Raw genomic sequence first — 26,408 nt, forward strand, 5'->3', positions numbered from 1 at the left:
TTACTGCGACAGTATGTTCTCGCGCGTCGATGTCCGCGGGACGATCTCCCACGTCGGCGCGCTTACTCCAGCGGGGAGTCCGGCAGCGACAGCACCGCAAGCACGTCCCTGCTCGTACATCGACTGCCGAACGGTGGATACGCCCGCCGCCTCCGCCAGCGGACCGTCATCCCACCCTGTCACAGCAACCTGGGTCGGGACGTCGAGCCCCCCCTCGCGCAGCGCATCCAGGGCGCCGAGTGCGAGCTGATCGCTAGCGCAAAGAACGAGATCCATGGGAATTCCGTCTGCGATCGCGGTTGCCAACGCCCTCCGCGCTTCCGTACGGTCATTCCTCGATAACGCCAGAACGTAGGTCTGACTCCACTTGAGGGCAGCGTCCTGGATCGCATCACGGAAGCCCTCGAGGCGATCGTACGTCACCGGCAATCGTGCAGCAGCCGGGTCGATTCCGTACCCGGCGCGGGCGGTACGGTCAGAATCCAGCGAAAAGCTCAGTACCAGTGGGTGGCGCACGTCATCGACCAGCCCGAGCCGAGCGATTGCGGCTGCCGCATCGCGGTCGGGGATACCCACTCGCACAAATCCTTCGTGAGCGGGGCCGCCCTGGATCGCGCAGGGCCGATGCGTACCGACTGCGGCCGCCAGACTCGGGTCGTCCGCACGTGTCGTCCAGAACACGTACCCGTCGACCGGAGCCGCGACAACTCGCTGCGCGTCTTCTGCGTCGCCGATCGTGGGGATGATAGTCAACCCCAACCCCTCCTCCGCGCACACGGAAGCGACACCCGCGAGGAAATCTGTTGCCTGCGGATCGGTGAACGCGTAGGTCAGGTGCTCGCTGAACACCACACCAAGCGCCCCAGCGCGCCCCCTCCGGAGTGCAGTCGCCCATGGGTTCTTCCCTTGATACCCGAGCTCAGCGGCGGCAGCGAGCACACGCTCGCGCGTGGCATCCGAGACGCGACCGGGATCGTTGAACGCATATGACACGGTCATCACCGATACCCCTGCGCGGTGAGCGATATCCCGGAGCGTGGGGCGGTGACCAGCCGAAGTCGCCATCACATCAGTCTAACGAACAGTCATCGAGCAGCGCGGATCAGCGATGCACCTCCATCAACATCGAGGAACTGGCCGGTTAGATGACGTGCCGAAGAGGACGCCAGGAACACAATTGCCTCAGCCACGTCGGCAGGAAGCTGCTCCCGAGTCGTGACCCCTTCATCATCGAATTGAACAAGCGGAACCCGGTCGGCAACGACCGAATCGAACTCAGCTCGATCGACGGCTGCCCATTGCCGCGACCAGACGAAACCAGGTCGGACTCCGTTGACACGGATCCCGCGGGGCGCCAGCAGCACCGCCAGAGTCACAGTCCAATGCTCGAGCGCCGATTTTGCGGCTCCATAGGCAGGCGAAACGATCCAAGGCATCGTGGCAGCAATCGAACTGACATGGGTGATCGACGCGCCGTCAACGAGGCGGTCTTGTACGAGCCGAATGATGCGGTACGCAAGCCCCGCGTTCAGCTCGGTGATGTCGTCCCATACCGCGGGCGGTGGCCACGCGGTGTCGAGGACCGGTTGGAGCGGCGGGTTCTCCTCCCCGCCGAGCACGCTCACATAGCTGGCGATCTTCGTCGGCAGCTCGTCCTTCAATGATCGCAGGCGTTCGTCATCGCGCAGATCAGCGACGATTTGCGTGACGTTCGGATCGTCGGCACCGGTAGGTTCCGAGCGATCGACACTCCATACGTGATCGACGAGACCACGATCCAACAAGCCCGCGGCGGCGGCAGCACCGATCTGTCCACGCCCCCCGATCACGACGCCCGCGCGCCCGAGTTCATTCTTCATCGCGTCCACCCTCATTTGCGAAGCATGTCGTAGTTGCGCACGAGCCGATCGATCAGGTACCCCCTGCGCACTGAGGACTCTGCTGCAGCACCGAGTTCAGCACGCAACCCCTCGTCGGCGACCAGCTCGTTCACGGCAACGATGAACGCCTCGTCGTCGCCAGGCTCCACGAGCAGCCCATTGACGCGGTCCTTGATCTGTCGAGGTATCCCACCGGTGCGGGTCGCCACAACGGGCTTCCCCTTGAACATCGCCTCAGTGATTGTGAGGCCGAACCCCTCCTCGACGCTGCGCTGGACGACCACGTCCGCGCGGCGTTGCAGCGCGTTGACGTGGAGCGCGTTCAAGTCACGGTCTTGCGCCGATAGTGCGATGAGATGGACTCGACTGCGGATCGGTGCGGGGAGTTCGTGAAGCTGCTGCAGAGCTTCATCGAGCTGATCCACGCCCTCCGGGTCATCGAGGACCTCGGCTGGGTCGGGCCCCGCGACAACAACATGGACTCGGGGGTCGAGGTGCTCGACGACACGCAGAACATCGCGAATCCCCTTGAGCGGATCCCACCGCGAGACTTGCAGCACAACCGGCGCATGATCGGGAACTGGGGCGTCCTGCCAGACCCTGCCGGCAGTGCCGACTGCACCGGTCATGGAGTTCGTGCCGATCGTCTCCAAATGTGCCGCGACATCGGCAGCGTCAATCCGAACGTTTTTCGGAGCATCTGGATCGATCGCGGGGTGGACGACCAGCACCCTGGATATCTGCGCTCCCTGGAGGAACCCGGGTTCGGTGACCAGGACCGCGTCAACGGCACGGAGGTCGTGGGCAAAGAAGTTCCAGAGCGCCTCTCTGACCTCAACCGAGCTACGGAGCGTACCGATGTGGCAGTGCCAGTACACGGGGTTACCGCGCTGCGCAGCCCATGACGCAAGCCCAAGGGTCTGCGGGTCGTGCAGCACCAGAATGTCGTCCTGACGAATCTCGGACTCAATCAGCACCGAGACGTCCTCAAGAACGTCGCGGTATTCTTTTGCGCCATCTTCGAGGAGACTCGGATCCTCGCGGCCGTGAAAGAGGTGGTGCAGGCCCTTCGTGACGGCGAAGAACTCGTCGGAAGCGTCGATCACCATCCACCCGGTGGGATGGCCACGGAACTCGTCGTGCCGCGTGACGTTGTCCAGAATCTCAGCGACGCCGCCGCCGCGGTCACTGGTGTTGATGTGGATCAACCGCCTCCCGACACCTGCAACTGGCTCGCGCATCCACCTGACCCCCGTGGGAGACGTCATCGGATGCGCGCTTCCGGGGAGAATGCCGCAATCCCGCTGACGCCCACGAGATCGAAGAAGTCTCCGATGCGGGTGAGCCCCTCGGTGGCGTCGCTCCGGTAGGCCCCAACCACGATCACCCGCGCACCTGAACGCAGCCCGGCGGTGACCCCAGGACCTGCGTCTTCGAAGACGACGCATTCGGCGGGAGGACGCCGAAGCGCCTGCGCCGCGCGGAGATACCCTTCGGGCGATGGCTTCCCGTGCACGACGTCATCGGAGGCGATCAAGACCTCAGGGATCGGCAACCCTGCGGTCGTCATCCGAACCGTTGCCACCGTCCTCGTGGCGGAGGTGACGACTGCCCATCGGTCCGCGGCCAGACCATTCAAGTACTCTCGTGCGCCGGGGAGCGCTCGGATGCCCTCTGTCTCGGTGGCTTCGGCCGCGGCGACAGCTTCAACCTCTGCATCGACATCAAGACCTGACGGGAGGAAGTGAGTAACAGTCGCTCGCGTTGGACGTCCGTGAGCGAAGGCAAGCACAGCATCTACATCGCAACTGTGACGGTACGCGAATTGGCCCCAGATCTTCTCGACAAGAGGAGTGGAGTCCAGAAGGGTCCCATCCATGTCGAAAAGCAAAGCGGGCTTGAGTTGGTCGGCGTTCATTCGGCGCTCCCGTTATCGTCGATCAGGTTGGTGAGTGCGGCGAGGTCCGCGCGGATTTGCGCTTCGCCGTGGTCGCGGTGGTCGGTCTCGACGACGAAGCCGTCCACGATCCGTGTGCGAAGCAGCGCTTCGACCGCAGGCCCGAGCGGTACCCGACCGCACCCAAGCGCGATGTCGCCCGCCGGACCGCTTCGGTGATCCTTGATGTGTGCCTCGGAATGGAGGACCGGGGTCGCTTCCGCGAGATAGGCCTGCCAATCGATGCGGTGCTCGTGGAGATTGCCGATATCGAACAACACGCGCACCCCCGCGGCGTGAACGGCCTCACGAAGGGTGATGAGTTTCGCCGGTTCCAGAACGTTCTCGTGAACGACGACGAGCTCCGCGGTCGCGGCGAGTTGTGCAATGCGAACGAGAAATGCAGCAGTGGCCGTCGCGTCATGCGACGTGCGTATCGCGCTGCGCCGGAAGGCAGGTATCAATACCGCAGGGGCGTCCAAGGCGACTGCGGCGTCGATCGCCTTCCGAGTGAGCGCACCGATTGCCATCTGGTCCTGACGATCGGCGGACGTGACACCGAGGTCGTTGAGCGCATTGACTGCCACTGCGGTGATGGCGATACCCTCGCTGTCGGCCTGACTTCTCAACTGCCGGGTCGTTGAAGGCGTGAGTTCGTATGCCCGCCTGTTCCCGCCATAGTCGATCTGCAGTCGACGCGCACCCACTCGCGCGGCGAGCGACGGGCTGTCTTGCAGGCGGCCTGGCAACCGCCACGAAACGAGACCGACTGCGGCGTTCACAGCGCACGGCTCTGCGACGGCGGCGACTGCACCGATGCGAGTGTATGCCAGGTGCCGTCCGGTCGGACGACCAGCGCTTGACCATCGTCGGAGCTGCCCCTGGTCCGGCCAAGATGTTCGGAGACCGCCTCGAAGGCAGCGGGAGAGGCGTAGCCCGAGTAGTCGAAGTCCGTGGCGCGACGCATTCGAATGCCCGGAGAGTCGACCATTCCCTGCGGGAGGACCTCGACGATGCGTAAATGGGCGGCATCGTATTCCTGTCGGATCGACGCAAGCATGGCTGAGGCGGCCGCCTTCACCGCAGCGTAACCGCTGCGCCCGGGTCCGGCGTTGTAGACGACCTCCGAGGACACCCCGATGATGAGCCCAGGCGGTGCGGCGATGAGGCTCGGGACGCACGTTTGCAGCGCGAGCCACAGCGAGTGCATCATCACGTTGACCTGACTGACCCACTCCGCGTTGGGAGTGTCGACGAGCTTCCTCCGGCTACGCCCATACACCGCCGGGGAGAAGCACAGCACGGAGATCCCATCGTCAGCAACGGCCGCGAGCGCCTGCTGTGTCCGTCGGGAATCGTTCAAGTCGACCTCGGTCCACCCAGCGTGAGTGACTTGTGGTCGCGTCCGGCTGAGCACGTGCACGTCATAGCCGGCACTTGTAAGCCCCGTGGCAATCCCGCTGCCGACGCCCGTGGAACCACCGATGACGAGCGCTCGCTGCGCTCCGCCTGTCGAATGTACGTTCATGCGGTGGTTCCGTCTCTGAAGTCGATGACGAGCTTGAGGATGCGGCGGCCGGCAAGTACACGCGCACCGCCGGCAGCCATGCCGTTGAGCGCACCGACCGCCTCCGTCGGAGTTGCCACGTGTGTGATGAGGTCCTTTACTTCATCGCCACGGGCGAGCAAAAGTTCCGCGGCATCACGGAAGTGCTCGTGGGAAACCCCCCGGTGTCCAGTGATCTGTACCCGCCGGGGTGCGTCTGGGACGCCCACCTCAAGGTTGAACATGTTCGGCTTGCTCGGACGCCCGCACACATTCTGTGCACGCACCCGAGCCGCGTACTGCAGGATCGGATCCGGACCAGGATCGATGCCGCCGATGATATCGATCACCGACCCGTCCCCCGCATTTTCCAACGCGATACTCACACACGTGGCAGTGGAATCCCGCGGGGTGGCGATCACTACTCCGGTTCGCCCTCGCATCCCCCGGAGCACGTGGGCACGCGCGCGCTCGTCCTCGATGTCGAGCCGCCCGGCGAGTACGACGGCACTCGAGTCGAGGTGAAGTGAATCCAACCAGGCGACGAGACGACCGACCGCACCGTCGCCGAGCACTACCACCCGCTCGACCTGCGCGTCCCTCAGGATCGACCAGCTGTAGATCGCGCACGCGAGAGGCTCCACGAGCACCGCAAGGACGGGGTCGAGGTTTTCAGGGAGTGGCATCACTTGTCCCAGCTCGACCGCGTGCTCGGTGACGAGCAGATGGGAGGACCACACCCCGTCGACGGAGTGCCCCAGCAGGAACCCCGAGTCTGTCGACGAGGTCGGATTGACTGCGACTCGGTCACCTTCCGCATAGCGCCCGGCCCATCGCTGCCCCACCCCGAGAACGGTGCAGCAGGCCTCGTGTCCCAGAACAGTCGCTGCTTCCGACCGCATCCCCTTCACGATCTGGATGTCGGTCCCGCATACCCCTGCGGTCTCGATGCCCAGAAGCAGCTCGCCGGGTGCAAGCGCAGGCACAGGTCGGACGACCTCGATGAACTGGTTCCCCGGGGTTCTTTCGATCGACAGCGCTGCGGCGGGCGACATCACTGGATCCACGTCGCACGCCGAGCGTCAGCGCCGGCGAGGATCGCCGCCCCAACCAGAGGCGAGGTCTCTTGGGGAGACCGTGCAAGGACGATCACCGACTCGAGCCAAGCAGGGTGACTGCTCGACGTGTGATAGACGCCGCGGTGTCGCATTCGCCGCAGCACGGCGCGGCGATAGTGCACCCCGATGGATTCGATAACCCCACCCGCCATCACGATGCGCTCGATATCGGGCTGGGTTGTCAGCAGGTATGTGAAGACGTCCGCGATCGGATTGACCGCTTCGCGGAGCACGCTATGAGCAAAGGGATCATCGGCGTCCAGTGCTGCCGCGAAGGTGCGCTCGAACTCCTCCGGAGACAGAACGACTGCACTCACGGCCAGAACATCTGGATCGGCGCGCATGGCGATCGCACCGGCGACCGCGCGTATCCCCGGGCCACTCGCGAACGCCGCGACGTGGTCCGACACCCCGCACGCGCACTCCAGGTGCAGATCGTTCGTCACGGCAGGAAGATGCCCGATCTCCCCCTGCAGACCAGCTGGGTCAGTCGGCATGATCCGCGAGCTCGGGTCATCGTAGCGAGCAGCAATTCCGGAGCTGACAGTCACCACCGCGATCTTGGAGGCGTCGAGCTCGGAATGCACCGCGCGATAGGCCGCGAGCATTGCGGTGACGTCGTTCTTCACGACCCATTGAACGTTCGGGACCCGCGCGTTGAGCCGTGCACTGATGGGAACGTCCGTCGCGGAGTCCCCCCACAGCGGTGCGGATCCGTAGACCACACCACGATCATGGTCGAGTGCGGCGCCCAAGCTGATGGCAACCTTCGATCCCTTCGTAGCCGGCGCCATGCTGACGATCAAGTCGACCAGTTGGTCAATCAACTGATCCGCGGGTGTCTCAGGGTGGTTGGTCCGACTCGGCGTCCGAACCATCCTGATCGGCTCTTCGGCGGACAACGGCCAGCAAGAAGCTCGAGTCCACGTGCCGCCTATGTCAAGAACGAAACTCGCACCCTCCGAGCCTGCCTTCGTCCCGGAGGCCGGATTGATGGGCGCGAGCGGGTCAGCCACGAGCCAGTCCTTGCTCCATCCCGAGCGACATTTCCAGCTCGGATCCTTCCAGCGCCTGACCCATTGCGCGGGTGCTCGCCACCGCAACAGCGACCTCTTCCGACGTCAGATCATTCACGAAAGTTGCGCGGCCGATCCCCGTCAATAGTGGAACTCGCTGCAGACCATCTCGGTGCTTGATGGTGTCGTCGAGTGCCTGCTCCAGCAGATTCGCCTCGAACATTCGATTGGTCAGCGGGAGCCCCAAGCGAAAGAGCAGATTGAAAGCCCGCCGCGCCTCGAACTCGGTGAGCAGGCCACGCCGCAGAGAGAGTTCTACGCACAGCGCCATGTCGACGGCGACCGCCTCGCCATGAAGAAGCGGCGGGTCTGCGATGAGCTCAAGAGACGGACTGAATGTGTGCCCGAAGTCCACGATGCGCTCAAGGTCCGTTTCGTGCAGGTTGGGCTCGAGCTCCGAGAGCATCCCCCCGATCGCACGAGCAAGAATTTCCTCGTGCGTATCGACCGCCGTCAGTGCGTAGCTCGCATTCCGGAGCGGGTCCGCTGCGGATTCCAGCAGGCTCAGGAGCTCAGCGTCCTTGACAAGCGCGATCTTGACAATCTCGGCGAGACCGTTGCGGATGTGGCGCGGGGGCAGAGATGCAAGAAATAGCGGGTCCACCAGTGTTGCAGTCGGGGCGAAATAGGTTCCGAGCCGGTTCTTGTGCTTCCCTCGATTCACTCCCGTTTTCACACCCACACCGGCATCGACCAGACCGATGAGAGTCGTTGGTACCCGCACGTACGGCACACCACGGCGGAACAGGTTGGCAGCGAGACCGACGACGTCCATGACCACTCCACCTCCGAAGACGACGACGGTCTCAGAGCGGCGGAGCAGGCCGGCATCTGCCATCGCATCGGCAACTGTGACGACCGATGAGAGCTCCTTGGTGTGTTCCTCAGCTGGCACCACGATTACGGATACCGGAATCCCATGGTGTGCAAAGTATGCACGGATCAAAGACCCGTAAAGCTCTTCGACTGTGTGGTCGACTACGGCGAGGACCCTGCCTCCGCACCGCACCGCGAGGGCCCTATTGTCTGGCTCGAGGACATTTTCGACCATCTCGACGTCGTACTCGATGCGATGGTCTGCGCTCACTCGCCAGCGTGCTCGACTCGGCGATGATTCACCATCGATTTCGGACTTGAAAATCTCGACCATTGCGTCCCCCTCGTGCGATGAGGCGCATGCGAAGTCGGTCCACAGAATGGGCTCTGACCAGCACCGCGCCCATGCGTGTGTATCGTCACACGTGAGTGTAGGCGGCGGAGTGTTGCCGTGCAAGAGGTCGGCGAAAATGCGCCGTCACGGCGCGGCCGGACAACGTCGACTTCTCGGCGAGACGTGCGGAAACCTCGAGCTCAGAACTCGCACGAGGTAGCTCAAGCCGAGGAAGATCGAGCCGCCAGATCAGCGTTCGAAGCGCGCCTGAGGCTCGTCATGGAATGCCTGGCGGACACGCTGACGCATGTCATTGTCGTATTCCAGAATGCGGTCGGCCTCTTCGATCGACGCCCAGAATGCTTCCGTGTTCTCACCATCTGAAGGACGCGCATCCCCAGACAAGTAGCGGCACCGAAAGAGTATGTCGAGGAACTGCACCTGATCCCCGTTCGCGTATCGCATAGGCGGAAGCGCATGTACCCATACGAGCTTCTCGGCCTCCGTCGATACTCCGGTTTCCTCCAGCGTCTCACGTTCCGCGGCGATGGCCGGCTCTTCTCCGGGGTCGATGATCCCGGTCACGGGCGTGATGCGGCCGGAATCGGCCCGGCGCACCAAAAGCACCTCAGGCCCGCGACCTTCATCGCGGATCACGACCGCAGTGACACCGGTCAGCCACAGCATCTCATGGCCGATCTTCTCGCGGAGGGTCTCAATGAACTCAGGTGTCCCCATGCTCCGACCGTACATGGGCACGCCATTGAGATCGCTCCTCGGGAGCCGAGCTCGAGCACGAGCGGGTCGACCTGAGTCCTCACTCGGCCATCCCGAAAGTGCGCCGGGGCCATGCTTGATGTCTCGCTGCTGCCGCACTCGAGGGGAGTCGCTGCGACGAACGCCATCCCTGCGCATCCCATCCGAATCGCCATCGGTTCCGAACAAGCACCGATGGGCGGTTTTCGTGCGCCCTCCGCACCGCCCGCGCGACTGAGAGAAGCCTCCGATGATCGAATCGTCGACCCCACCGCTCGCCGCCCTCGACGACTACGGCAACGTCACCGACCTGCTCGTTGCGCGCGCCGCCGCGGCCCCGGATCACGTCGCCTTCGAGGTCGAGAACACGCACGCCGGCGCATGGAAGCCGATCACGACCCGCGCGTTCTCGAACGAGGTGCGCGCCCTGGCGAAGGGCTTCATGGCACGGGGGATCCAGGCCGGTGACCCGATCGCGATCATGGCGCCCACGCGCTACGAATGGGCTGTGGCCGACCTCGCGGCCTGGTTCGCCGGGGCTGTCGTCGTGCCGATCTACGACACTTCTTCCCCCTCGCAGGTGAAGGCCATCGTCGCGGATGCCGGTGTGCGGCTGGCGATCGGCGGCACCGCGGAGCACGCACAGCTCCTGCAGAACGCACTCACGCAGTCGAACGGTGCCACGCTCGGGGCCTGGACGATGGATGTCGGAACGCCCGCTACTGCGCCGTCCGGCACCCTCGCCGATCTGGTCGCGGGCGGCATCGATGTCACCGACGAAGAGCTCGAGGCCCGTAGGACGACCGCCACTCAGGACGACCCTGCGACCATCGTCTACACCTCGGGCACCACCGGTGAGCCGAAGGGGGTCGTCCTCACCCATCGGAACTTCCTCGGTCAGGTGTTGAACATCGCCGCGGCGTACCACGAGATCGTGAACGAAGACGGCAACACTGTCATCTTCCTCCCCCTCGCCCACGTGCTGGCACGCGGCCTTCAGCTGATCTGCCTCGCCAGCGGCATGCGCATCGCGCACCTGTCCGACCCCTCGACGGTCGTCGCCGCCCTCGACACGCTGCGCCCGACGTTCCTGGTCGTCGTGCCACGGGTGCTGCAGAAGATCCAGGCGGCCGCCGCGACCAAAGCCTCAGACAAGGGCCTCGCAGCGGTCTGGGCGAAGGCCCATTCGACGGCCATCGCGTGGGGGCGTCGTGCCGAGCGGATCGACGCCGGCAGACGCATCGCGAACAACCACGGCCTCCGCCTGCGCCACCGCCTCTTCGACGCCGTCTTCTACCGGCGCCTGCGCACCGTGATGGGCGGGCGGGTCGAATACATCCTGTCGGGCGGAGCAGCCCTCGACACCGACCTCTCGCTCTTCTTCCGCGGCATCGGGGTCCCCGTCATCGAAGGCTACGGACTGACCGAGACGACGGCGCCACTCACCGGCAACCTCCCCGGCCGCATCGCCTCGGGCAGCGTCGGCGCACCCCTGCCAGGGCTCACGGTCCGCATCAGCGACGAGGGCGAAGTGCTCGCCCGCGGCGTCGGGGTCTTCGGCGGCTATCGCAATCCGATGCATGACGAGGGCGCCTTCGTCGACGGCTTCTTCCGCACCGGCGATCTCGGGCGGCTCGACGAGCAGGGCAGGCTGATCCTCGAAGGCCGAATCAAAGACGTGATCGTGACCTCGAACGGCAAGACGATCGTGCCGACCCGCTGGGAGAGCGCCGTCGAAGCGAATCCGCTCGTCTCGCATGCCGTGATGGTCGGCGAGGGAAAGCCGTACCTCTCGGCGCTGCTGGTGCTCGACCCGGAACAGGCCCGGGCGTGGGCAGATGCCGAAGGCATCAGCTTCCCCTCTCCCGCGCAGTCCGACGTCCGTGCGGTGAACGACCCGACGCTGCACGCCCACCTGCAGGGCGCCGTCGACGCCGCCAATGCACTCGTGGCACGCAGCGAGCAGGTCCGCCGGTTCAGCGTGGTCTTCGCCGACCTCGACGACCGCGGGCTCGTCACCCCGACCATGAAGCTCAAGCGGAGCGTCGTGCTGGATCGCGCGGCCGTCACCGTCGAAGACCTCTACCTCTGAGAAAGCAGAAAGCGCGCCATGTCCTCCCCCACGCCCACCAGCCCCAAGTCCTCGCGCTCCTCGCTCATCGCGATCCTCGCCGCGCTCGTCGTCGGAGCCCTCGTCGCGCTCGCCGGCAGCCAGAACAGCGCGACGCTCGGCGGCATCCCCCTGTTCGCCCTGGCCGTCGCCGCGGCCTTCGCGATCCAGGTCATAGCGTTCATTCCGGCGATGCTCTTGAAGACCGAGCGGTTCTTCGATCTCACCGGCATCCTCACCTTCTTCGTGATCTCTGCGGCACTCGTCCTGCTGGCGCCCATGCCCGATGCCCGAAGTTGGATCCTCGCGGCGATGGTGATGCTGTGGGCCGCCCGCCTCGGATCGTTCCTGGCCCTGCGTGTGCACAAGGCGGGCTCGGACGGCCGGTTCGACGCCATCAAGGGCTCCCCTCTGCGCTTCCTGCAGGTGTGGGTGATCCAAGGCGCATGGGTGTCACTGACGGCGGCCGCGGCATGGATCGCGATCAGCACGGATGCCGCAGCCCGAGCGCCCATCGGATGGCTGACCATCGTCGGAATCATCGCGTGGGCCCTCGGCATGGTGATCGAGATCGTCGCCGACGCGCAGAAGTCGGCGTTCCGCGCAGATCCGCGAAACCGGGACGAGTTCATCCGCACCGGGCTGTGGTCGCGGTCACGCCACCCGAACTACTTCGGCGAGATCGTGATCTGGGTGGGCGTGTTCCTCACCGCCGCTCCGGTGCTCGTCGGATGGCAGTGGGTCGCGCTGCTCTCCCCGGCGTTCGTGATCCTGCTGCTGACGCGGGTCAGCGGCATCCCGCTGCTGGAAGCGCGCGCCGAGAAGAAGTGGGGCGATCGGGCCGACTACGTCACGTACCGCGAAAGCACGCCGACGCTGATCCCGAAGCTCACCCGGTCCACGGCTCGTGCGGCCGCCGGGTAGACGGTGCTCTCAGCCGGGCGTGCTGGCCGCCTGGAAAGCGTGGCGTCAGCGCCGGTCACGCGTCGTCCAGCGACTGGATCCCCTGCAGGAAGACACGTGGGTCGACGTCGGCTCCCGTGAGCGCGCGGGTGACGATGTACGCCTGACCGATGCTCGCCATGACCGTAGCCTTGCGCCCGGCCAGCTCGACTGCTTCTTCTTCTGTGTCCGTCGCGGCTCGCGCCCACGGCAGCACCGCGGCGGTGAATCCACCGCGGAGTCTTTCCAGGGTCTCGCGCACGACCGCACCGAGCTCGGGATCAACCGTCGCCTCGCCCCACAGCTGCACGATGACGCTCGTCGGCGTGTCATCCTCGCTGATCCCCGAGAGCACGAAGGCCAGAGTCTCCGAAGGGGCGATCTCACCGCGTCGAGCCGCGAGGTCCCCGAGCGCGATGATCTTCGCCCCCACGACTTCGCCGGCGACGTAGCGGGCGATGTCGGCCTTGCCTGCGAAGTTCGAGTAGATCGATCCTGCCGATGCGCCGGACTCCACGATGATGTCGGCCATCGTCGTGCGGGCGACGCCGTGCCGCTGCAGACACGACATCGCAGCTCGAGCGATCTCCGCACGCTTCGCTGAGCGATACTCCTCGGTCACTTTCGGCACGCCTCCATCCTGTCACGCCTGCGGGTAAAACAGAATGATTGTTCTGTATGATGGCGATGCTTCACCACGCTCATCACCTCAGGAGAACCCGTGACCGTTCCATCCGCAGCATCTGCTCCGATTCGACGCACCAAGTGGGCGCTGGCCGTCGCACTCGGTGCGATCGGCGCCGTCATCGTCACCCTCGTCGTCCTCGCGTTCGTCTGGCCGGTGGCGACCTCCGACCCACGCGACCTTCCGATCGCGGTGAGCGGCCCCTCGCCTCAGATCGATGCACTGGAGTCCACGCTCGACGACAAGACCGACGGCCTGTTCACCTTCACCGAGGTCGACGGACGCGACGAGGCTGTCGACGCGATCGAGGCCCGCGACGTCTACGGCGCGATCCTGCTCTCCGACACCCCCGAGGTCCTCACCGCGACCGCCGCCAACGCTTCGGTGGCCTCTCAGATGACCGCGCTCGCTGCCGTGCTCCAGGCGCAGCTCGGGTCGCAGGTCACTGCAGCGGGCGGCGACGGCTCGCAAGTCGTCGTGACCGTGACAGACGTCGTGCCACTGGCCGATGATGACCCGAGTGGGGCGGGCCTCTCGGTCGCGGCCTTCCCGCTCGTGCTCGGAGGCATCCTGGGCGGCGTCCTCGTGTCATTGCTCGTGGTCGGCAGCTGGCGACGGATCACAGCCCTCGTGGTCTATGCGGTCGCTGCCGGATTCGCGGTCACCTGGGCGCTCCAGGGCATCTTCGGCATCCTTCAAGGGCCGTTCCTGCTGAACGTGGGCGCCGTCGCCCTCGCCATGTTCGCGACCGCATCGCTCATCGTCGGCCTGCACGCTCTGATCGGCACCCCGGGCATAGGCATCGGCGCCGTGCTGACGATGCTCATCGGCAACCCGGTCTCGGCAGCGACCCTCCCCCACCAGTTCCTCGCCGGGCCATGGGGCGACATCGGCCAGGCATTCGTGCCCGGCGCTTCGGCGACGCTGATCCGCGACCTCAGCTACTTCCCGAAGGCGGATGCCACGTCGCTGTGGTTGACGCTCGGCGCCTGGGCAGTCGCCGGGCTCCTCTTCACGCTGCTCGGGCACTTCCGCAATCGCCAGCCGATGCGACTCCCCGAGGCTGAACTCGAACCGCTGCCGTCGCAGGCCCTTCCGAGCCGCTGAACAGAATCCGGTTCTTCGTCTCCCCGCACACATCCGGCACCGACACTCGGTGCCCACCGACATGACTTCACACACGGAGCACGAGAGCCTGGAGGAGAAGCGGCGTTCCTGTCACCAGAGCACGCCAGCCACCAGAACACGCCAGCCGCCAGAAAAGGGAGTCTTCATGTCGAGCGAAACCCTGGCCGTCCCTCTCGTCGACCTGCTCGACGCCTTCTTCGGTCAGTACACGGCGGCAGGCCAGTCCCGCGGGCTCGTGTACGGACTCGTCGGGCCCGACGGCCTCGAGCACAGCCGCGGGTTCGGCATCGCCGATGATGATGGCGGTGCGCCAGACGCCGACACGGTGTTCCCGATCGCCTCGATGACGAAGAGCTTCGTCGCGCTCGGCGCGCTGCTCGCGCGCGACCGGGGGCTCCTCGACATCGAGGCGCCGATCACCGACTTCTACCCGGAATGGCACGGCACCGTGGGCGATGAGCCCGCGGTCACGCCGACCATTCGCCAGCTGCTGAGCATGGGCGGCGGCCTCACCGAGGACAACTCCTGGGTCGACCCGTTCCTCGGCCTGTCCGAGGCGGAGCTCGTCGAACGGATCAGACCCGGCTTCAACTACAGCAACCACCCCGGGACCGTCTTCGAGTACTCGAACATCGGCTTCACGATGGCCGGCCTCGCAGTGGGCAAGGCGGTCGGTCGGCGCGTGGAGGACTGGGTCGCCGACGAGATCCTGCGACCCCTCGGCATGAACAGCACCTGGTTCGACAACCGTGCTCCGGCCGGCGGGTTCCACCGAGCAGTCGGCTACTCGCTGAACGTCGATGGCGAATGGGTGGGGTTCCCGCCCGAGGTCTCCGACGCGATGGCAGCCGCCGGCGGCATGCAGTCGACGATCAACGACCTGAGCATCTGGGTCAGGTTCCTCGCAGCCTCGACACTGCCCGGCAGCGACGACACCATCGTCACCCGGGCCTCGCGGCGTGAGCTGCAGCGCATCCATCAGGTCGACATCCCCTCGCTGCAGGCGCGCCCCGATGGCACCTGGAAGTTCGTCACCGGCGGCTACGCACTCGGCCTCTTCGTGCGCGAAGACCTCCACCGCGGGCGGATCGTCACGCACAGCGGCGGCCTGCCCGGATTCATCCTCAACATGGTGTGGCATGCCGGATCAGGGAAAGGAGTGATCGTGTTCACCAACAGCCACCGCGGCAACCCGGTCGGATTGTCGGAAGATGCCCTGTTCCGCGCGCTCTCCTACGACGACACTCCGGCGCGCGTGGTGCGGCTGTGGCCGGAGACACGCGAACTGATGTCTGCCGCGGACCAGCTGATCCGCTCCTGGGATGAAGACGCCGCTGCCGCCGTCTTCGCCGACAACATCGACTTCGACCGCCCTCTGGCCTGGCGTCGAGCCGCGATCGACGATCTCATCACCCAGGTCGGTCCGCTGCTGCCCCGTTCCGGCGCACCGGAGATCGTGTCATCGGCGACGGCCGCCGACGTCACCTGGTCGATCCCCGCCGAACGCGGCGAGCTGATCTGCATGATCCACCTCACCCCGGTGCGACCGGCGCAGGTGCAGGAGTTCGAGGTGATCGCCGTCGACCACAGCGTGCCGCGCGGGGCCCGACCGACCGACATCTCCGCCCGGCGCCGTGCGTATGTCAGACCGACGGTGAGCTCGCTGCCGAACACACACGTGGTGTGAGACATGGCGACGACCACGACCCGCGCTCAGCCCGCGTCGACCCCGTACATCTCCCCCACCGGAACCACGACCGGAAGGACGTTCCCGGGCTGCGCGAGGGGGCAGGCCCACGCCGGGTCATAGGCGCACGAGGGGTTGTAGGCGAAGTTGAAGTCGAGCACGATCGTGCCGCGCTCGGAGTCAGAGCCGAGGTCGGCGCCCTTGACCGTGTCGATCAGGTAGCGACCGCCACCGTAGGTGCCACCGGGGCGACCGGCCAGCGCATCGCGGACCGGGATGAAGAGACCTCCGCCGTAGGACTTCAGGCGCCAGACGTCGAGCGAACCGGCATCCGGGATCTCGACCTTGCCGATCCGCTCGAAGGGAACGATGCCGTCGGTTCCGGTGGCGAACTCGAATCCACCGGGCTCGGCCGGCAGGATCGGCAGCTCGAACCGCCAGGCAGGATCGTATGACGCGATCGGCAGACCCTCGAACAGCGCCCGGTCCTCCGGCAGCAAAGGGGTGGCCGGATGCCGGAGCATCAGGTCATCGCGCTCGATCCGCCAGAGCTCGTGGGCCTCCTCAGGGGAGTCGGCGATCCGCACGGCGTCATACAGGGCGAAGACGCGACGCCGCCAGTCGACGACTTCGACGGCCGTGCGTGCAGGTGTGATCGACATGGCCCCAGGCTACGCGGCAGCGCAGACCTCGGCCTCTCAGCCCGCGGCGCTGCCCGCGATCATGTCCGCGTACCCCTCGCGGTACGTCGGATAGTCGAGGCTCCCGAGCACGGACCGCAGCAACGCCCCGTCGTACACGAACCCGCCGGGGTTTCCGGATGCGGAATCCGGAGGCACCTCCATGCCGAGTTCCCCGGCGATGAACCGGACGACCTCTCCCAGCGAGGCAGGGCCCGCGTCGACGGCGTGCAGCAGCCGCGGTGGATCGTCATCCCGCAGCATCAGATCGAGCGTGCGCACCAGGTCGGTCTCGTGGATCCGGTTCGTGCGTCGTGCGTGTTCGACGGAGGCTCCCTCGCGCACCTTCCGCAGCAGGAACTCTCGACCGGGTCCGTAGATGCCCGCCGGTCGCACGACCACTGCGTCGAAGAGCTCGATCGCCGCCCGCTCGCCGTCTCGAAGCCCCAGCGAGCGCTCGGTCGTCGGCACCGGCTCGTCGCGCTCGGTGATCGGATGCGAGGAGCCCGGCCCGTCGAAGACACCGGTCGACGACACGAACACGGTGCGGGCGGGGATCGCCGGAAGGGCAGCGGCGAGGTGCGTCAGAGCCGTGCGGTACGCCGACGGGGAGTCGCCGGGCGGGAGCGTGACGAGCATCGCATCGACCTCGGGAAGCGGCGTCGTCAACGGCGCCGAGAGATCCCCGCGAACAGCGGCGACGCCCACGGACAGGAAGCCGTCGCTGCGCCTCAACGCGACGACATCACCGCCGCGTTCGACGAGCTGCGGCGCGAGGCGAGCAGCGAGCTTGCCGTAGCCGACGAGGAGTGTGCGTCGCGGTGTCGATGAAGAAGCGGACATCCGTCGGGTCAGCCTGCGGCGAGCGCCGGCAGCGCCACGCCATGCAGCGCGTCGACCACGGGGGCAAGCTCCGGCTGCGCTGCGGCGTCTTCGAGAACCTGCTCGAGGGCGGCATCGTGGATCGGTCGCGCACGTTCGTAGAGCTCTCGGCCCGCGGGGGTGAGCTCGGTGTAGATGCCACGGCGATCGTCGGCGCACAGGATGCGGGTGAGGAGTCCGCGGTCTTCCAGGCGGTTGACCAGGCGGGTCGTGGCGCTGGGGCTGAGAGCTGCGGCGCGGGCGAGCTGCTGCATGCGCATGTGCCAGCCATCTTGCCGGTCGAGCGCATCGAGCACGGTGTACTCGACGACGGAAAGCTCTACCGCTTCGGCCAGGCTGCGCTCGAGCGCGGTCTCGATCAGGCCGTGCAGCGCGGCGAGCGTTCGCCACCCCTGCGCGCGTACCTCGACCGCGTCGTCACCGATACCCATGGCCATCCTCCGAAATAGTTGCTTGCGCTGGATACTTGCGTGTGCAATCATTATGCTTCGACGCGCAATATGCGGCGTCTGCAAGTATCCCTACCAATGTACCAGGAGAATCGTCATGCCTCTAGGACTGATCGCCCTCGCCATCGGGGCGTTCGGCATCGGACTCACCGAGTTCGTCATCATGGGCCTGCTGCCCGAGGTCGCCCATGACTTCGGCGTCACCGAGTCGGCCGCCGGCTGGCTCATCTCCGGCTACGCGCTGGCCGTCGTCGTCGGCGCGCTCGTGCTCACCGCCGCGGCCACCCGGCTGCCCAAGAAGCCCGTGCTGCTGGGCCTCATCGTGCTGTTCATCATCGGCAACGTGCTCACCGCCCTCGCCGACGACTACGGCACGGCGATGCTCGGCCGCATCATCGCCGCGCTCTGCCACGGCGCGTTCTTCGGCATCGGCTCGGTCGTCGCCGCGGGCCTCGTCGCCCCGGAGAAGAAGGCCGGCGCGATCGCGATCATGTTCACCGGCCTCACCGCCGCGAACGTCTTCGGAGTGCCGTTCGGCACCTTCCTCGGTCAGGAGCTGGGCTGGCGATCCACGTTCTGGGCCATCTCCGGCATCGGCGTGCTGGCCTTCATCGGCATCGCCGCACTCGTCCCACGCCTCCCCCGCCCCACCGCACAGGTCAGCCTCCGCACCGAGCTCGCCGCATTCCGTTCCGGCCAGGTGTGGTTCTCGCTCGTCGTCACGATCCTCGCGTTCGGTGGCATGTTCGGCGCCTTCACCTACATCGCCTACACGCTCACCGAGGTGAGCGGCTTCGCGACCTCCGCCGTGCCGTGGCTGCTCGTGCTGTTCGGGGCCGGCCTCGTGCTCGGCAACTGGCTCGGCGGACGCCTCGCCGACCGCGCGATCGACCGCACCCTGGTCATCTTCATCGCAGCTCTCGTGGTCGTGCTCGCTCTGTTCGCCGTGTCAGCGCAGTCGGGGATCGCCACGATCATCGCGCTGTTCCTGATGGGAGGGTTCGGCTTCGGCACGGTCCCCGGCCTGCAGAGCCGCGTCATGCAGTACGCGGGCGGAGCGCCCACTCTCGCGTCCGGCGCGAACATCGGTGCGTTCAACATCGGCAACGCGCTCGGCGCCTGGGCGGGCGGAGTCGGCATCTCCGCCGGTCTCGGTTACACCTCGCCGATCTGGCTGGGGGCGATCCTCACCGGCGTCGCACTCGTCGTGATGGTCGTGGCTGCGGCGCGGGCTCGTGCCGCCGGATCACGGGACGCACAGTCACCGACCACGGAGCCGACGCCGACCGCTTCGGTCCCCATCGGCTGACCTCAGCGCCTTCTCCGGCTCCTAGGCTGGCCCCATGACACCCGAATCGGCGAACACCGCGTCACGACGCGTCGTGTTCCGCCGATTCGGCGGTCCGGAGGTGCTCGAGATCGAACGTCGCGCGGTCCCGCAGGCGGCCGACGGCGAAGTGCTCGTGCGGGTCGCCGCCGCAGGCGTGAACCCGGTGGATTGGAAGCTGTTCAGCGGACAGCCGATGCACGACCCCTACGAGCGAAGCGTGCCCTCGGGCAACGGCTACGACTTCTCCGGCACGATCGAGAGCCTGGGCGGCGGCGCGCACGGCTGGCAGATCGGCGACCGCGTCTTCGGCGGACTTCGGTACCACGCACAGGCCGACCACCTCGTGATCGACCCCACAGCGCTCGTACGGGTTCCGGACGGACTCTCCCTCGTCGAAGCGGGTGCCCTCAACGTCACCGGCCGCACGGCCGTCGCGAGCGTGGAGTCGCAGAAGATCGCTGCGGGCGATGTGGTGCTCGTCAGCGGCGCGGCCGGCGGCGTCGGCATCCTCACCGCCCAGCTCTGCGTGCTGCGGGGGGCACGTGTGCTCGGCACGGCGGGTCCGAGCAATCACGCCTTGCTGCGTCGCCTCGGGATCGAGCCGCTCCGCTACGGAGACCTGCTCGCCGACCGGCTCAGGGCCGCCGTGCCCGAAGGGCTCACAGCCGTGCTCGACACGGTCGGCCACGGCACGGTCGACCTGGCACTCGCTCTCGGCGTTCCCGCCGATCGGATCAACACGATCGCCGACTACGATGCCCGTGCGCGGTATCCGATCCGCAACGTCGGCGGGGCTGCTGCCGGCGCGCCGGAACTCGCGATGATCGCGCAGCTGATCGCGGACGGTCGCATCGAGCTGCCGATCGATTCCGTGCACCCGCTCGAGGAGGTGCGGGAGGCGTACGCGCGGTCGATCTCCGGCCATGCGACCGGGAAGATCGTGCTGACCACAGCATCCGATTCCCGGCCCCGAGACGGATCCGGCTCCGGAAGCCGCCCCTGACGCCACCACCCCGCGCACGCAGAAGCGCCGCACCCTCCGGAGAGGATGCGGCGCTTCGTGGGTGCAGCGAAGGTTACTCCGCGGCAGCGATCTTCTTGGCGTCGTCCGTGTTGAGCAGGCGGAACAGGATCGCAGCGATCACAGCGCCGACCACGGGGGCGACGATGTAGAGCCACAGCGAGCTCCAGGCGAAGTGGCCGCTGACCGAGAGGCCGAGCGCGACAGCCGGGTTGAAGCCGCCACCCGAGATCGAGCCGACCGTTGCCGCACCGACGAACACGGTCGCACCGATCGCGAGACCGTAGAACGAGTTGCCCGCGGTGTCCTTCGACGTGGCGGTGTTGAGCACGACCCACACGAGGATCAGCGTGAAGAGCGCCTCGACGAGGAAGGCCGGGCCGACCTCGATCACCATGGCCTTCTCGCCGACAGGCCACACGGCCATGCTGACGAGCGCGGCCACGGCACCACCGACGAACTGGGCGATGAGGTAGGCGATGAAGTCGGCGACGCTGAGGCCGCCGCGCAGGAACACACCGACCGAGACGGCCGGGTTGAGGTGGGCGCCCGAGATGTGACCCGTGGAGAACACGAGCACCATCAGGGTGAAGCCGATTGCGAGCGGGGTCAGCGGGCTGCCGCTGTTGACCGCTGCGATGATCGCGAGGACGAAGAGGAAGGTGGCGATCGCTTCTGCGAGCGCCTTGCGTGCCGTACCAGTCATGAGAGAGCCCTTTGTCTTGGGGATTCGGTAGAGAGGAAGCCACCCGTTTGCCCGCGCACCCCGGCCGACGCACCCCTCGTGCGGCACCGACGCTATCGCTGCGCCTGCCGGAATATCGGATGCCGCGCGGGCTTTCTGTGAATTCGCTGAACTGACGCGCGAGCCGCGATCGCAATGGCCAACGCCTGACCGCTCCAAGCGATGTCAACCCCGTGGCCGATGCTCCCGCACACCCGTACCTTTCGAGGATGACCACCGACACCCCTCCGAGCGCCGATGATCCGACCCGGTTGCGCAGGGCGATCACCGGCCCGCTCCTGTTCGCTTTCATCCTCGGTGACGTGCTGGGTGCCGGCATCTACGCGCTGATGGGTGTGCTGTCGGCGAAGGTCGGCGGGATGCTGTGGGCACCGCTGCTCCTCGCCCTACTGCTCGCCCTGCTCACCGCCGACTCCTACGCAGAGCTCGTGACGAAGTATCCACGCGCCGGAGGGGCCGCCGTCTTCGCGGAGCGCGCGTTCCACAGTCCGCTGGTCTCGTTCCTGGTGGGCTTCAGCATGCTCGCCGCGGGCGTGACCAGCGCGGCCGGGCTCGCCATCGCATTCGCGGGCGACTACCTGGGCACTTTCCTCGACCTGCCCACCATCCCGGTCGCGATCGCCTTCCTCGCCCTCGTCGGCCTGCTGAACGCCCGCGGCATCCGCGAGTCGATGGGTGCGAACCTCGTGATGACCGCGATCGAACTGAGCGGCCTGGTCATCGTCGTCGCCGTGGTCGCGATCTTCGTCGGTGGTGGAGGCGGTGACATCTCCCGCGTCACCGAAGCGCCGGAGGGGACGAGCGTCGCCGTCGCCGTGTTGTCCGGCGCGGTCATCGCCTACTACTCCTTCGTGGGGTTCGAGACCTCGGCGAACATGATCGAAGAGGTCAAGGATCCGCGGCGCACCTACCCCCGCGCGCTCTTCGGAGCCCTGTTCACCGCCGGAGCAGTCTACGTCCTGGTGGGCCTGGCGAGCTCGATCGCGCTCCCGCCCGCCGAGCTGCAGGACTCGAGCGGTCCGCTGCTCGCGGTCGTCGAGGCCACCGGCGTCAGCATCCCCTCCTGGTTGTTCAGCCTCATCGCACTCGTCGCCGTCGCCAACGGCGCCCTCCTCACGATGATCATGGTCAGTCGGCTGACCTACGGCATGGCCGAGCAGGGCCTGCTGCCCGCAGCCCTCGGCCGCGTGCTCCCGAAGCGGAAGACCCCGTGGGTCGCGATCCTCACCACCACCCTCGTGGCGATGGGGCTGACGCTCGTCGGCGATCTGGCGACCCTCGCCGAGACGGTCGTGCTGCTGCTCCTCGTCGTCTTCCTCAGCGTCAACGTGTCGGTGCTGGTGCTGCGCCGAGACCGCGTCGAGAACGACCACTTCCGTGTGTGGACCTTCGTCCCTGTGCTCGGCATCGGCTCCTGCATCCTGCTGCTCACCCAGCAGCGTCCGGCCGTCTGGCTCTTCGGCGGGATCCTGCTCGCCGTCGGCGGCGCGTTGTATGTGCTGGCGCGGTGGGGTCGGAAGCACGCCGAGAAGAAGAACACCCATCCCGACGGCAAACCCGTCGACAACCCGGAGGCGACCCATGAGCACGCCTGACTACACGTCGGACGACGAGATGACGAGCGCCGAGAAGCGACACGACCAGCTGACCGCCGCACCGGATGCCACCGAGGCCGACGCCGCACCCCGCATCGAGGTCAGCGAGCACGACGGCAACACCCGCATCGACATCGCCGCGGAAGCGCCGGTGCGTCCGGGACCCGGCGCGGGCATGCCCGAGGCCGACTCCGAGGCCGATCCCGAGGCCGAAGACTGACGCGCCGGTCGGGCTCAGAGCGAGACGGGTGCTTCCGCCGCGCCGACCCGTTCCCTCGTACTCGAGATCGTCGCGAACCCTCTGGCGGAGAGGATGCTCTCGGTGCGGCGCATGATGTCCTCCCCCGACACGGCGGTCAGCCCGTCCGCCGCCGGGATCGCCGATGTCGTGGTGGCATCCGTGATGAACTCCACGTCGAACCCGAGGTCGGCAGCGACTCGCGTCGTCGTCTCGCAGCACTGCTCGGTGCGGATGCCGCAGACCACGAGTCGACGGATGCCGTCGCGCTGCAGCCGCTCCTGGAGGTCGGTCGAGGTGAAGGCATTGATGGTCGTCTTCGTGAGCGCCTGCTCCGACGCCAGAGGAGCCAGTTCGGCGATCACGCGCACGAATCCGTTGACCGGGTCGAACACACCACCGGTGCCCGGCTCGGAGTGCGTGATCCAGATCACCCGGTCTCCCCCCTCGCGCGCATGCGCCACGAGAAGCGCGATGTTGTCGAGCACCGCAGGATTCGCGGTGCTCGCCCAGTCGTCGACGCGCCGGCGAAACGACTCCTGCGCATCGATGACGAGCAGGGCGGTGGCGGAGTGAGCGTTCATCCGCTCATCGTCGCCGCCGCGGCCAGCCGAGGCAAGGTGTCGAACGGCCGACGACCGCACGATTGCGGACAGTCCTAGAGCCAGCCCTTGCGCTTGAACGCCGCGTACAGGCCGAAGCCCAGTGCGATCATCATGCCGACCGCCATGGGATAGCCGAGCAGCCAGTGCAGCTCCGGCATGTGGTCGAAGTTCATGCCGTAGATGGTGCCGACGAGCGTCGGGGCGAACAGGATCGCCGCCCATCCCGAGATCTTCTTGACCTCGTCGTTCTGGCGGATGCTGAGTTCGGTCATCCGCCGCATCTCTTCGTTCTGGCGGCGTGCGACGATCGTCGACTCGACCGTGAGGGCGTTGTCGAGCACGGTGCGGAAGGTCGTCGCCCGATCGCTCACGCGCAGGGTGTGATCGAGCACGTCGCGGAGGTACCGCAGCAGCTCGTCGCTCACCTTGTACTTGTCGGAGCCCCGCAGCAGGGCCTCCAGCATTCCCGACAGCGGCTGCGTGGCCCGCTGGAAGTCGATGACCTCGCGGCCCAGGTCGTAGATGCGCTGCGTGGCGTCGGCGTCCTCTTCGAACAGCTGGCTCTCGATCTCGTCGATGTCGTTCTCGAGACCTGCGAGGACGGGCGTGTACTCGTCGACGACCTCGTCGAGGATGGCGTACAGAACCGCCTCGGGACCATGAGCGAGGAGTGCGGGATCCCCCTCCAGCCGCCGACGCACCCGACCGAGGTCGGGGGACTCCGCATGTCTGATCGTCACCACGAAATCGGGCCCGACGAGCACATGCACCTCGCCGAACTCGACCTCTTCGACGTCGTCGAGATAGCGGGCCGGCCTCAGCACCATGAAGAGCACATCGCCGTAGCGTTCGAGCTTGGCGCGCTGATGTCCTGCGAGAGCGTCCTCCACGACGAGCGCGTGGATGCCGAACTCGTCAGCGACCTCGCGGATCTCTTCTTCGCTCGGACGGTAGAGGCCGATCCACCCCATACCGCCGCGCTCCCGCATGCGCTCGAACGTCTCGCTGAGGGTCACCGGGTTCTCGGTGCGGACGCCGTCCACGTAGATCGCATTGTCGATGATCGCCATCGTCGCCCCTTCGCTCGGCTGCCGGTCAGACCGGATTCACTCCGCAGCGGGAGGTGCCACGCAGGGAATCGCGGCGTCGGTGATCCCCTGGTGATACTGCTCTGCCGTGAACGGGAGTCCGAACTCGGGCGCCGTCTGACCCGCCGCGGCCGGTGCCTTCGACGCGATCGCCGCGAGCTCCCACGACAGCTGCTGGGCGAACTGCGCCCCGCCCGTCGAGTCGTTGAGCACGACGGCCACGGTGAATCCTGTCGCCGGGTCGGAGTAGGCCGCCGTGGCGTATCCCGGAGTCCAGCCGTGCTGACCGATCATCGAACCGACGAGGTAGCCGCCGCCGGTGGCCTGATACCAGGAGGGGGCGCCGTCGACGGCGGGGAGCGGGGCGCCGAAACGGTCCGGCTTCTCCTTCTTGTCCTTACGCAGCGCCTGCGCCGCCTCCGCCTGCGCGTAGCGGCCGAGGTCGGTGATATTCGACACGACGCCGGAATCGGTGAACCCCGAGCTGGACGACAGCTTCGTGATGTCGATGGGAGCCGCACAGTTGTACCCGCCCTCGACGGGGTTGAGGAAATGGCCGTTCAGCACCGGCCCCGTGCCCGGCTCAGCCGGCGTCGGACCCGGAAGCGAGGTGTTCGAAAGAGCGAGGGGCTCAGTGACATACTCCGCGATCAGCTCCGATGCCGTCATCCCCGAGGCGCGCTCGAGAGCGAGGCCGAGCAGGAGGTATCCGGAATCCGAATCGCGGAAGGTGGTGTGCGGTGCCACCCGCTCGCGCGCGAGGCCGTAGCCGGCGAGCTCCAACGGCGCCCATATCCGGTCCGGCGTGCTCAGCCATGCCGACTTGACCGTCGGCTCTGAGGCCCCGGCGCCGCTGGTTCCGTTGCACAGGTCGAGGAGGGTGATGCCCTCTTCTCGCATGTCCGCGACACCGGATACGTAGTCCGCGACGTTCGCGTCGAGTTCGACGACGTCACTGTCGGCGAGAGCGTAGAGGACGTCGCAGGTCATCAGCCGGGTCACGTCAGCGATGCGGAACGACATATCGGTCGACAGCTCTGCGCCGCCTTCGCGGTCCTGCGTGCCGATGCCCGCCACCCAGCTTCCGCTCCAGGGCGCCCACACACCGACGATGGCGCCGGAGGCCCCGGACGCGGCGATCGCGTTGTCGACCGCGGCCTGCATCGCGGCGACCGTGTCATCCGGGAGCGAGCCGTCGGCCTGGGCGGGTGGCGTGTAGGAGAAAGACTCCTCGGAGGAGCATCCGGTGAGAACGAGAGCGAGCACGGCTGCCGTCGCCGTTGCGGCGCGCCACCGGCGCGACGAGAGAAGCTGCATGGAAGGACCCCCGAAGACGTGTCTCCCGAGTCTAGAGCGCGGATGCTGAAAGTCGGCCCCGGAGCGGTCCCCGAGCCGCGCGTAAGGTGGTGAGAGTGCCCCACACCTTCGATGCCGACGTGATCACCGCCGTCCTTCGCCATATGAACGGCGACCACACCGACGACAACATCCTCATCGCCAGGGCGTTCGCTGAGCCGTCGGATGCCGAGATCACGGATTCCGTGATGACCGGGTTCGACGGAGACGGCGGAGTCTGGCAGATCACGCGCGGTGGCGCCGTCACCGAGCTGCGCGTTCCGTGGCCCGGTGGACCGATCGCCGACCGGCCGTCCGTGCGCCGCGAGGTCGTCGCGCTCTACGACGCCGCCTGCGCCCGCCTCGGCATCGAGCCGCGGCCGCACGCCTGAGAGCCGCGGCCGCACGCCTGACGACTCCGACTTC

27 protein-coding genes are annotated in these 26,408 nt (G+C 66.9%); 9 read left to right on the forward strand and 18 right to left on the reverse strand.

Annotation, left to right across the window (positions count from 1 at the left end):
- From CQ040_RS03085 to CQ040_RS03130, 10 genes are all read right to left on the reverse strand, one after another.
- Positions 1 to 1,065: a LacI family DNA-binding transcriptional regulator gene (locus tag CQ040_RS03085; RefSeq protein WP_105525979.1), complete on the reverse strand. Its 1,065-nt coding sequence runs from the start codon at positions 1,063 to 1,065 to the stop codon at positions 1 to 3.
- 20 nt (positions 1,066 to 1,085) lie between these two features.
- Entirely contained in the window at positions 1,086 to 1,859 is a 774-nt protein-coding gene (locus CQ040_RS03090) for an SDR family NAD(P)-dependent oxidoreductase (protein ID WP_181156819.1), read from the reverse strand.
- A gap of 11 nt (positions 1,860 to 1,870) precedes the next feature.
- Positions 1,871 to 3,148: a glycosyltransferase gene (locus tag CQ040_RS03095; protein ID WP_105525981.1), complete on the reverse strand. Its 1,278-nt coding sequence runs from the start codon at positions 3,146 to 3,148 to the stop codon at positions 1,871 to 1,873.
- Positions 3,145 to 3,798 carry an HAD-IA family hydrolase gene (locus CQ040_RS03100; protein ID WP_258131343.1) on the reverse strand — a complete coding sequence of 218 codons (654 nt, stop codon included), beginning with the start codon at positions 3,796 to 3,798 and terminating at the stop codon, positions 3,145 to 3,147. The genes CQ040_RS03095 and CQ040_RS03100 overlap by 4 nt, the downstream gene beginning before the upstream one ends.
- Complete coding sequence (locus CQ040_RS03105) at positions 3,795 to 4,598, reverse strand: sugar phosphate isomerase/epimerase (protein WP_181156824.1); 804 nt, start codon at positions 4,596 to 4,598, stop codon at positions 3,795 to 3,797. The genes CQ040_RS03100 and CQ040_RS03105 overlap by 4 nt, the downstream gene beginning before the upstream one ends.
- A complete protein-coding gene (locus tag CQ040_RS03110) occupies positions 4,595 to 5,344 on the reverse strand; it encodes an SDR family oxidoreductase (RefSeq protein WP_105525982.1) in 750 nt (249 codons plus the stop codon). The genes CQ040_RS03105 and CQ040_RS03110 overlap by 4 nt, the downstream gene beginning before the upstream one ends.
- On the reverse strand, positions 5,341 to 6,417 hold the full coding sequence (locus CQ040_RS03115) for an alcohol dehydrogenase catalytic domain-containing protein (protein WP_105525983.1): 1,077 nt from the start codon (positions 6,415 to 6,417) through the stop codon (positions 5,341 to 5,343). The genes CQ040_RS03110 and CQ040_RS03115 overlap by 4 nt, the downstream gene beginning before the upstream one ends.
- Positions 6,417 to 7,496, reverse strand: a complete 1,080-nt coding sequence (locus tag CQ040_RS03120; protein WP_181156825.1) for an ROK family protein — start codon at positions 7,494 to 7,496, stop codon at positions 6,417 to 6,419. Before CQ040_RS03120 ends, CQ040_RS03115 begins: the two co-directional genes overlap by 1 nt.
- Complete coding sequence (locus CQ040_RS03125) at positions 7,489 to 8,706, reverse strand: sedoheptulose 7-phosphate cyclase (protein ID WP_105525985.1); 1,218 nt, start codon at positions 8,704 to 8,706, stop codon at positions 7,489 to 7,491. The genes CQ040_RS03120 and CQ040_RS03125 overlap by 8 nt, the downstream gene beginning before the upstream one ends.
- 249 nt (positions 8,707 to 8,955) lie before the next feature.
- Positions 8,956 to 9,444 (reverse strand): NUDIX domain-containing protein, encoded by a 489-nt coding sequence (locus CQ040_RS03130; protein ID WP_105525986.1) that lies wholly within the window; start codon positions 9,442 to 9,444, stop codon positions 8,956 to 8,958.
- A gap of 268 nt (positions 9,445 to 9,712) precedes the next feature.
- Here CQ040_RS03130 and CQ040_RS03135 point away from each other — a divergent pair, with 268 nt between their 5' ends.
- Together CQ040_RS03135 and CQ040_RS03140 are read left to right on the forward strand one after the other, a co-directional pair.
- A complete protein-coding gene (locus CQ040_RS03135) occupies positions 9,713 to 11,554 on the forward strand; it encodes a long-chain fatty acid--CoA ligase (protein WP_105525987.1) in 1,842 nt (613 codons plus the stop codon).
- A gap of 18 nt (positions 11,555 to 11,572) precedes the next feature.
- On the forward strand, positions 11,573 to 12,496 hold the full coding sequence (locus tag CQ040_RS03140) for a DUF1295 domain-containing protein (protein ID WP_105525988.1): 924 nt from the start codon (positions 11,573 to 11,575) through the stop codon (positions 12,494 to 12,496).
- Between the two features lie 55 nt (positions 12,497 to 12,551).
- On the opposite strand, the gene CQ040_RS03145 is transcribed toward CQ040_RS03140, so the two are convergent.
- Positions 12,552 to 13,145 (reverse strand): TetR/AcrR family transcriptional regulator, encoded by a 594-nt coding sequence (locus CQ040_RS03145; RefSeq protein WP_105525989.1) that lies wholly within the window; start codon positions 13,143 to 13,145, stop codon positions 12,552 to 12,554.
- 90 nt (positions 13,146 to 13,235) lie between these two features.
- Here CQ040_RS03145 and CQ040_RS03150 point away from each other — a divergent pair, with 90 nt between their 5' ends.
- Both CQ040_RS03150 and CQ040_RS03155 read left to right on the forward strand, forming a co-directional pair.
- Positions 13,236 to 14,306: a hypothetical protein gene (locus CQ040_RS03150; RefSeq protein WP_181156827.1), complete on the forward strand. Its 1,071-nt coding sequence runs from the start codon at positions 13,236 to 13,238 to the stop codon at positions 14,304 to 14,306.
- A gap of 166 nt (positions 14,307 to 14,472) precedes the next feature.
- Entirely contained in the window at positions 14,473 to 16,014 is a 1,542-nt protein-coding gene (locus CQ040_RS03155; protein ID WP_181156829.1) for a serine hydrolase, read from the forward strand.
- 26 nt (positions 16,015 to 16,040) lie between these two features.
- Here the strand turns inward: CQ040_RS03155 and CQ040_RS03160 are convergent, their stop codons facing one another.
- Genes CQ040_RS03160 through CQ040_RS03170 form a run of 3 tightly spaced genes read right to left on the reverse strand, consistent with a single transcriptional unit; the run spans position 16,041 to position 18,007 of the window.
- Positions 16,041 to 16,676 (reverse strand): DUF1684 domain-containing protein, encoded by a 636-nt coding sequence (locus CQ040_RS03160; protein ID WP_105525991.1) that lies wholly within the window; start codon positions 16,674 to 16,676, stop codon positions 16,041 to 16,043.
- Positions 16,677 to 16,712: 36 nt separating this feature from the next.
- The gene (locus CQ040_RS03165) at positions 16,713 to 17,537 is read right to left on the reverse strand and encodes a sugar nucleotide-binding protein (protein ID WP_105525992.1); all 825 of its coding nucleotides are present in this window, start codon (positions 17,535 to 17,537) and stop codon (positions 16,713 to 16,715) included.
- Between the two features lie 8 nt (positions 17,538 to 17,545).
- On the reverse strand, positions 17,546 to 18,007 hold the full coding sequence (locus CQ040_RS03170; RefSeq protein ID WP_105525993.1) for a MarR family winged helix-turn-helix transcriptional regulator: 462 nt from the start codon (positions 18,005 to 18,007) through the stop codon (positions 17,546 to 17,548).
- A gap of 115 nt (positions 18,008 to 18,122) precedes the next feature.
- Here CQ040_RS03170 and CQ040_RS03175 point away from each other — a divergent pair, with 115 nt between their 5' ends.
- Together CQ040_RS03175 and CQ040_RS03180 are read left to right on the forward strand one after the other, a co-directional pair.
- Entirely contained in the window at positions 18,123 to 19,334 is a 1,212-nt protein-coding gene (locus CQ040_RS03175; RefSeq protein WP_105525994.1) for an MFS transporter, read from the forward strand.
- Between the two features lie 34 nt (positions 19,335 to 19,368).
- Positions 19,369 to 20,358, forward strand: a complete 990-nt coding sequence (locus CQ040_RS03180; RefSeq protein ID WP_105525995.1) for an NADP-dependent oxidoreductase — start codon at positions 19,369 to 19,371, stop codon at positions 20,356 to 20,358.
- Between the two features lie 73 nt (positions 20,359 to 20,431).
- On the opposite strand, the gene CQ040_RS03185 is transcribed toward CQ040_RS03180, so the two are convergent.
- The gene (locus tag CQ040_RS03185) at positions 20,432 to 21,082 is read right to left on the reverse strand and encodes an MIP/aquaporin family protein (RefSeq protein ID WP_105525996.1); all 651 of its coding nucleotides are present in this window, start codon (positions 21,080 to 21,082) and stop codon (positions 20,432 to 20,434) included.
- 248 nt (positions 21,083 to 21,330) lie between these two features.
- On the opposite strand from CQ040_RS03185, the gene CQ040_RS03190 reads away from it, so the two are divergent.
- Both CQ040_RS03190 and CQ040_RS03195 read left to right on the forward strand, forming a co-directional pair.
- The gene (locus CQ040_RS03190; protein WP_105525997.1) at positions 21,331 to 22,716 is read left to right on the forward strand and encodes an APC family permease; all 1,386 of its coding nucleotides are present in this window, start codon (positions 21,331 to 21,333) and stop codon (positions 22,714 to 22,716) included.
- Positions 22,703 to 22,936 carry a multidrug transporter gene (locus CQ040_RS03195; RefSeq protein ID WP_105525998.1) on the forward strand — a complete coding sequence of 78 codons (234 nt, stop codon included), beginning with the start codon at positions 22,703 to 22,705 and terminating at the stop codon, positions 22,934 to 22,936. The genes CQ040_RS03190 and CQ040_RS03195 overlap by 14 nt, the downstream gene beginning before the upstream one ends.
- A 14-nt stretch (positions 22,937 to 22,950) precedes the next feature.
- Here the strand turns inward: CQ040_RS03195 and CQ040_RS03200 are convergent, their stop codons facing one another.
- The 3 genes from CQ040_RS03200 to CQ040_RS03210 form a co-directional block, all read right to left on the reverse strand.
- A complete protein-coding gene (locus CQ040_RS03200; protein WP_105525999.1) occupies positions 22,951 to 23,538 on the reverse strand; it encodes an isochorismatase family protein in 588 nt (195 codons plus the stop codon).
- Between the two features lie 74 nt (positions 23,539 to 23,612).
- Positions 23,613 to 24,629, reverse strand: a complete 1,017-nt coding sequence (locus CQ040_RS03205) for a magnesium and cobalt transport protein CorA (RefSeq protein ID WP_105526000.1) — start codon at positions 24,627 to 24,629, stop codon at positions 23,613 to 23,615.
- Positions 24,630 to 24,665: 36 nt separating this feature from the next.
- A complete protein-coding gene (locus CQ040_RS03210; protein WP_105526001.1) occupies positions 24,666 to 25,964 on the reverse strand; it encodes a serine hydrolase domain-containing protein in 1,299 nt (432 codons plus the stop codon).
- 95 nt (positions 25,965 to 26,059) lie between these two features.
- Here CQ040_RS03210 and CQ040_RS03215 point away from each other — a divergent pair, with 95 nt between their 5' ends.
- Positions 26,060 to 26,374: a DUF2470 domain-containing protein gene (locus CQ040_RS03215; RefSeq protein WP_105526002.1), complete on the forward strand. Its 315-nt coding sequence runs from the start codon at positions 26,060 to 26,062 to the stop codon at positions 26,372 to 26,374.
- The last annotated feature ends 34 nt before the right edge of the window (positions 26,375 to 26,408 follow it).

This window comes from Microbacterium sp. MYb54 (genome assembly GCF_002979515.1).
Lineage (GTDB): Bacteria > Actinomycetota > Actinomycetes > Actinomycetales > Microbacteriaceae > Microbacterium.

Coding starts and splice junctions, on each gene's coding strand:
- CQ040_RS03085 (WP_105525979.1), bottom strand. CDS start 1,065: ATGGCGACTTCGGCTGGTCACCGCCCCACGCTCCGGGATATCGCTCAC.
- CQ040_RS03090 (WP_181156819.1), bottom strand. CDS start 1,859: ATGAAGAATGAACTCGGGCGCGCGGGCGTCGTGATCGGGGGGCGTGGA.
- CQ040_RS03095 (WP_105525981.1), bottom strand. CDS start 3,148: ATGACGTCTCCCACGGGGGTCAGGTGGATGCGCGAGCCAGTTGCAGGT.
- CQ040_RS03100 (WP_258131343.1), bottom strand. CDS start 3,798: ATGAACGCCGACCAACTCAAGCCCGCTTTGCTTTTCGACATGGATGGG.
- CQ040_RS03110 (WP_105525982.1), bottom strand. CDS start 5,344: ATGAACGTACATTCGACAGGCGGAGCGCAGCGAGCGCTCGTCATCGGT.
- CQ040_RS03115 (WP_105525983.1), bottom strand. CDS start 6,417: ATGTCGCCCGCCGCAGCGCTGTCGATCGAAAGAACCCCGGGGAACCAG.
- CQ040_RS03125 (WP_105525985.1), bottom strand. CDS start 8,706: ATGGTCGAGATTTTCAAGTCCGAAATCGATGGTGAATCATCGCCGAGT.
- CQ040_RS03130 (WP_105525986.1), bottom strand. CDS start 9,444: ATGGGGACACCTGAGTTCATTGAGACCCTCCGCGAGAAGATCGGCCAT.
- CQ040_RS03135 (WP_105525987.1), top strand. CDS start 9,713: ATGATCGAATCGTCGACCCCACCGCTCGCCGCCCTCGACGACTACGGC.
- CQ040_RS03140 (WP_105525988.1), top strand. CDS start 11,573: ATGTCCTCCCCCACGCCCACCAGCCCCAAGTCCTCGCGCTCCTCGCTC.
- CQ040_RS03155 (WP_181156829.1), top strand. CDS start 14,473: ATGTCGAGCGAAACCCTGGCCGTCCCTCTCGTCGACCTGCTCGACGCC.
- CQ040_RS03160 (WP_105525991.1), bottom strand. CDS start 16,676: ATGTCGATCACACCTGCACGCACGGCCGTCGAAGTCGTCGACTGGCGG.
- CQ040_RS03165 (WP_105525992.1), bottom strand. CDS start 17,537: ATGTCCGCTTCTTCATCGACACCGCGACGCACACTCCTCGTCGGCTAC.
- CQ040_RS03170 (WP_105525993.1), bottom strand. CDS start 18,007: ATGGGTATCGGTGACGACGCGGTCGAGGTACGCGCGCAGGGGTGGCGA.
- CQ040_RS03175 (WP_105525994.1), top strand. CDS start 18,123: ATGCCTCTAGGACTGATCGCCCTCGCCATCGGGGCGTTCGGCATCGGA.
- CQ040_RS03180 (WP_105525995.1), top strand. CDS start 19,369: ATGACACCCGAATCGGCGAACACCGCGTCACGACGCGTCGTGTTCCGC.
- CQ040_RS03185 (WP_105525996.1), bottom strand. CDS start 21,082: ATGACTGGTACGGCACGCAAGGCGCTCGCAGAAGCGATCGCCACCTTC.
- CQ040_RS03190 (WP_105525997.1), top strand. CDS start 21,331: ATGACCACCGACACCCCTCCGAGCGCCGATGATCCGACCCGGTTGCGC.
- CQ040_RS03195 (WP_105525998.1), top strand. CDS start 22,703: ATGAGCACGCCTGACTACACGTCGGACGACGAGATGACGAGCGCCGAG.
- CQ040_RS03200 (WP_105525999.1), bottom strand. CDS start 23,538: ATGAACGCTCACTCCGCCACCGCCCTGCTCGTCATCGATGCGCAGGAG.
- CQ040_RS03205 (WP_105526000.1), bottom strand. CDS start 24,629: ATGGCGATCATCGACAATGCGATCTACGTGGACGGCGTCCGCACCGAG.
- CQ040_RS03210 (WP_105526001.1), bottom strand. CDS start 25,964: ATGCAGCTTCTCTCGTCGCGCCGGTGGCGCGCCGCAACGGCGACGGCA.